The 4,166-nt window shown below is 38.8% G+C and carries 3 protein-coding genes and 5 pseudogenes; 3 read left to right on the top strand and 5 right to left on the bottom strand.

The annotated features are described in order from the left end of the window. Window positions 1–68: 68 nt before the first annotated feature. Window positions 69–640 (bottom strand): annotated as a pseudogene (locus BGL89_RS16950) (choice-of-anchor K domain-containing protein); the annotation flags it as partial. A 153-nt stretch (window positions 641–793) separates the two neighbouring features. Next, window positions 794–948, bottom strand: a pseudogene (locus BGL89_RS16945) (TIGR04283 family arsenosugar biosynthesis glycosyltransferase); the annotation flags it as partial. A 182-nt stretch (window positions 949–1,130) separates the two neighbouring features. Between BGL89_RS16945 and BGL89_RS16940 the strand changes: the two are divergent. After that, window positions 1,131–1,550 (top strand): annotated as a pseudogene (locus BGL89_RS16940) (transposase family protein); the annotation flags it as partial. A gap of 303 nt (window positions 1,551–1,853) precedes the next feature. Here BGL89_RS16940 and BGL89_RS16935 read toward each other — a convergent pair. From BGL89_RS16935 to BGL89_RS16925, 3 genes and pseudogenes are all read right to left on the bottom strand, one after another. Then, window positions 1,854–1,973, bottom strand: a pseudogene (locus tag BGL89_RS16935) (PEP-CTERM sorting domain-containing protein); the annotation flags it as partial. Window positions 1,974–2,565: 592 nt separating this feature from the next. Continuing rightward, window positions 2,566–2,826, bottom strand: a complete 261-nt coding sequence (locus tag BGL89_RS16930; RefSeq protein WP_286826707.1) for a type II toxin-antitoxin system RelE family toxin — start codon at window positions 2,824–2,826, stop codon at window positions 2,566–2,568. After that, window positions 2,826–3,041 (bottom strand): hypothetical protein, encoded by a 216-nt coding sequence (locus BGL89_RS16925; protein WP_002771553.1) that lies wholly within the window; start codon window positions 3,039–3,041, stop codon window positions 2,826–2,828. Before BGL89_RS16925 ends, BGL89_RS16930 begins: the two co-directional genes overlap by 1 nt. Before the next feature lie 280 nt (window positions 3,042–3,321). On the opposite strand from BGL89_RS16925, the gene BGL89_RS16920 reads away from it, so the two are divergent. Both BGL89_RS16920 and BGL89_RS16915 read left to right on the top strand, forming a co-directional pair. Beyond that, on the top strand, window positions 3,322–3,660 hold the full coding sequence (locus BGL89_RS16920) for a UPF0175 family protein (RefSeq protein ID WP_286826706.1): 339 nt from the start codon (window positions 3,322–3,324) through the stop codon (window positions 3,658–3,660). Continuing rightward, window positions 3,653–3,859: pseudogene (locus tag BGL89_RS16915) on the top strand (type II toxin-antitoxin system RelE/ParE family toxin); the annotation flags it as partial. The gene BGL89_RS16920 and the pseudogene BGL89_RS16915, both read left to right, overlap by 8 nt. Between the last annotated feature and the right edge of the window lie 307 nt (window positions 3,860–4,166).

Below are 4,166 nucleotides of genomic sequence, written 5' to 3'. Positions count from 1 at the left end.
TATAGATTTCAGCTACTTTTAGGCGTAGGCACTCTCATCGAATTTTATTTTAAGTTAATTATTTGCATAACAATTACCGAAGAGCCAAACTGAGTTATAACTTCTACGTCGGTATCTTCTCCTTCTAGTACCCTGAAACTACCGCGATCGGGGAAATCCGTAAAGTAAATGAAATCTGCACTAGCGATAGGATCAGCAACATTTGGGGTGGTCACAAACGTGATTTTTAATGGCAATGTTTGAGTGAAATCTGGGTCGGAGGAAGTAGTATTGATTATCAGATCAACCCCATCAATCTGAGTACCGAGAAAAATAGTGCCATTACGGTAATACAAGCGCCCTGCAACAAAGTCTTGACCCTTGGGCTGATTGGTAAAGTCAGAAGGAGTAAAGGACAATTGATTGGTAAATGAAACACTATTGAAAGGCGTTCCCCATTCGATGGTGTTGGTTCCGATACCCGTGTATACTGAGCCAGGGAGCGTGATGGGGTTGTCAAAATAGCCTGTCACTGTCCCTGTCCCTACAATTGCTTGGGCGGCTTGGAAAGGGGTTAGGATGGCTAGAGTTGCCCCTGCCACTAATAAGTAATGCTTACCTTCCCCGCATTTTTGATTATTTTTGCTAATGTTTGGCTCATGTAAACCTCTTCTTTGGTATGGTTTCTTCGATTGTATAATTGTATTTGGCTCTCTTGGATATTGGCTGAAAAATGTTGACAACGTCACATTATGGGCGCAAGCGTTGCGCTCCTACATTACACAATGACCTAAAATACTTTTTAAGCAAGCCTTTATGACCATAAACGATAAAAACTTTTCAACAAGCGCGGCGGAATTTTTAAACTATGGCTATTTTACCCCTTTTTTTCAATCTTTGTATTAATTCAAAATCTTCCATAATTGGCAACTCAGGAAAACCGCCCAAATCGGCCAATATTGAGGCTTTTGGCTCTTCGGGAATTGTTATGCAAATAATTAACTAAAAATAAAATTCGATGAGAGTGCCTACGCCCAAAAATAGCTCAAATCCATACAGGGAGAGACTTAAGGCACAAACAGGTTAATACCAAAAGATAGACAATAGAGTTAAGATTTGATAGAATACCCAAAAACGAGAGTATTTTACTTATGATACTTGACAAATTTTTGAACCTAGAAGGAACCTCTATTCAAGGCTATCTACACCTAGAAAATATCGGTATAGTTTTCCGAATCGAATCGAAAAATAAAAAAGCAACCTGTCCTCGTTGTGGGTTAAAGAGCGATAAACTACACCAAAATCATCGACATTTAGTCAAAGATTTACCGCTCTCAGGACAACCAGTGTACCTACAAGTTAATCGTCGTCAATTTAAGTGCGATAATTGTCAGAAACCCTTTAGTGAGAAGTTAGATTTTGTTGCCAGTAAACGAACCTATACGAAAAGACTAGCCGAGAATATACTCGAACAATTAAAAGAAGGAGATATTTTAAATGTTAGTCGAAGAAATGACGTAACGGAAGAAGAGATTCAAAGAATGTTAGAGGACATCGCCGAATAAATTACATAGCCAGACTTATCGGAATTAAAAAGACGTAGTTTTTTTCAACTTCTGCAAGTACAGTATTATTTAGAAGATATTTTGGGATGTTCTGTGGATTTAGGAACTCATACTAAAAAAAACTGATTATTTATTTTCCCCTTTGCATGAGTGCCTCTTGCATGAGTGCCTCTCCTCATAACTAGCCTATACTCAACGGATTTAGTATGACCAATTAATTAATAAAAATTAATTAGTAGAAACACGGTCAAAAAAATAAACCCCCTCAAGATTGATTGAAGGGGCATTTATGGTATTTTTAGAAGCAATTTAGCCGACTTTTGTGGTTTCTTTTTCGCTGGATTTAGAGGGTTTTAGTTGGCGCTTGAGGGTTGAAGCTGCACCGAGTGTACCAAGCGCGAGGAAGCCGAGGACTGAAGTTGGTTCTGGTGTATGCACTAAAGAAACATCTAGTATCCGAACAGTACCGTTAATACAAGTTTGATTGCAAAAGTCAAAATCTGATGGTTGCTTACCAGTCAATTGACCCAGTGCATAATTGTAAGTCCTGATATTAAAATGTGATTCATGTTTAAACGTCTCTGTACTAGAAGAATTCGCAAAACGAGCAAAAAGTATATCAGGATGAAGGTTCAAACCCTCTCCATGAGGAGCTTTTACATTCCAGTTGTCTCCAATAGAATTAGAGGTAGATCCTTCGCTAAAAGCATTATCGAAATAAAAAGAACCATCAAACTAAAGCTAACCTTGTGAGGTTTTTAACTGTTGATAATCTGGATAGTTTTATCATTTGTTGTTCGCTTTGAATTGGTTTTAGGTAAACAATACACACACCCCTCCCCACAACTGTATTAAAAGCTACAATTGAATAAATCTTTACATTCCTCTCCCTAACTAGCGATCGAGATTTTGGGTTTTTTGGGGAGTTCAAGAGCTTGGACTTGTACAATAAGGTTGTACAAGTATCCCCTAAAAATCATGTTAAGCAAAGAAACCACTTACTCTCAAACACAGTATTTTATCAACTGTAGATATCTCGGCGATGTCCAACCTTATGGATGGTAAGCCGCTTTGCTTCGGGTGCAAAAGAATAGATAACTCTATAGTCACCGACTCGAAGCTTGAAAAGACCACTCAAATTAGCACTTAAAGCTTGAGGACTAACATTTTCAAAATTATCCGACAACCAGCGAACTTTCCGCAAAATTCGCTCTTGAATGATAGGAGCGAGTGCTTCTAAATCAGCGATTGCTTCGTGGCTAAATTCTACAAAGTAAGCCATTACCAGTTTAATCCTAATTTTTTGGCTACTTCCTCGGCTGAAACCCCCTTTTCTCCTATTTCAGTCCGTCTTAGAGAATCAAGAAGTTGTTGCTTAACTTCAGGTTTGACTTCTTTGTCTTGGTCAGGATCGAGTAAGATAGATTGGATGGTTTCGGCAACAGTTTCTTGAATGAGGAGCTTGAGTTCTTCAACGGTTAGCTCTTTAACTTGCATATTTTTAACTAGGAGAGAAGAATAAATAAACTACTCCTAATTTTGGCACTAAATTGGCTATTTGGATCTTCTCAACTTTGTGTGATCATCAATGCTTTGTCTCGTTTCAAGGTAGAACCTCTGGAAATGCGTTGCCAGGGAGACCCTAGCAACGAGGTGATAGTTGTTTAATAAGCGAAAGGAAAAAATAAACCCCCTCAAGATTGAATGAAGGGGCATTTATGGTATTTTTAGAGGCAATTTAGCCTATTTTTGTCGTTTACTTTTTAATGGCGATACAATGAAGTTACCACCACTTAATGAAACCTCTATGAGCCTCACCCTTCCCACTGAACTTCTGCAAACAGCCCAAATGACTGAAGCTCAAATGCTCACGGAAATCGCTATCATGCTCTATCAGCAGCAACGCCTTCAATTTGAACAAGCAGCCGAACTAACGGGAATGGCGCTCGATGATTTCTACCAATTGCTAGTATCGCGTAATATCCTCACTCCACCCACTGACCCCGACGACGAACCAAAAGAACTCATCCTCACCAGTCTTCGTATTTCTCTTCAGCAAGCTAAGGAGGGCAAAGTACATCCCATCTCTGAACTGTGGGATGGCATAGATGACTGAAGAAATTCCCCCTATCAAGCTCCTTTTCTCCGATCAATTCAAGGATCGACTTCGCATCCTCGCCAAACGATATCGGAGCATTCGTACTGATATACAACCCCTAATTGATGACCTTCAGATAGGCAAATTCATCGGCGATCAAATACCAGGAATAGGCTACACTGTCTTTAAAGTTCGCCTCAAAAACAGCGATATTCAACCCGCATTTCTCACAAACTGAATTGAGAACCTAATTTAGAGGTTGAGAGTTGTGTTTTTAAAAATTAAGAAAAACTCGGAAGGTTGCCGAGCGATAATTCGACAAAACTAGCCAAATTTTTGCGGAATCAACAGATAAAATCTAGTCAATTAGTCAAAATTTTCATGATAAAACAGGCTGAATTTATGAACAGCCCTTTTTAAAATTCGCCAATTCAAAAATGGCGCAAAAATGGACTAACCCAGTCAGTAGGATGAGAATTGGTCAAGCTCTCAAAAGAATTGGATTTACTAGAAAAAAAAACTTA

The organism is Microcystis sp. LSC13-02 (genome assembly GCA_002282935.1).
GTDB lineage: Bacteria > Cyanobacteriota > Cyanobacteriia > Cyanobacteriales > Microcystaceae > Microcystis.
This window is presented reverse-complemented; position numbering and strand designations above follow the sequence as displayed.

Bases quoted from the DNA above. Each gene is read 5' to 3' on its own strand.
- BGL89_RS16930 (WP_286826707.1), bottom strand. From the start codon at position 2,826: ATGGCTTACTTTGTAGAATTTAGCCACGAAGCAATCGCTGATTTAGAA.
- BGL89_RS16925 (WP_002771553.1), bottom strand. From the start codon at position 3,041: ATGCAAGTTAAAGAGCTAACCGTTGAAGAACTCAAGCTCCTCATTCAA.
- BGL89_RS16920 (WP_286826706.1), top strand. From the start codon at position 3,322: ATGAAGTTACCACCACTTAATGAAACCTCTATGAGCCTCACCCTTCCC.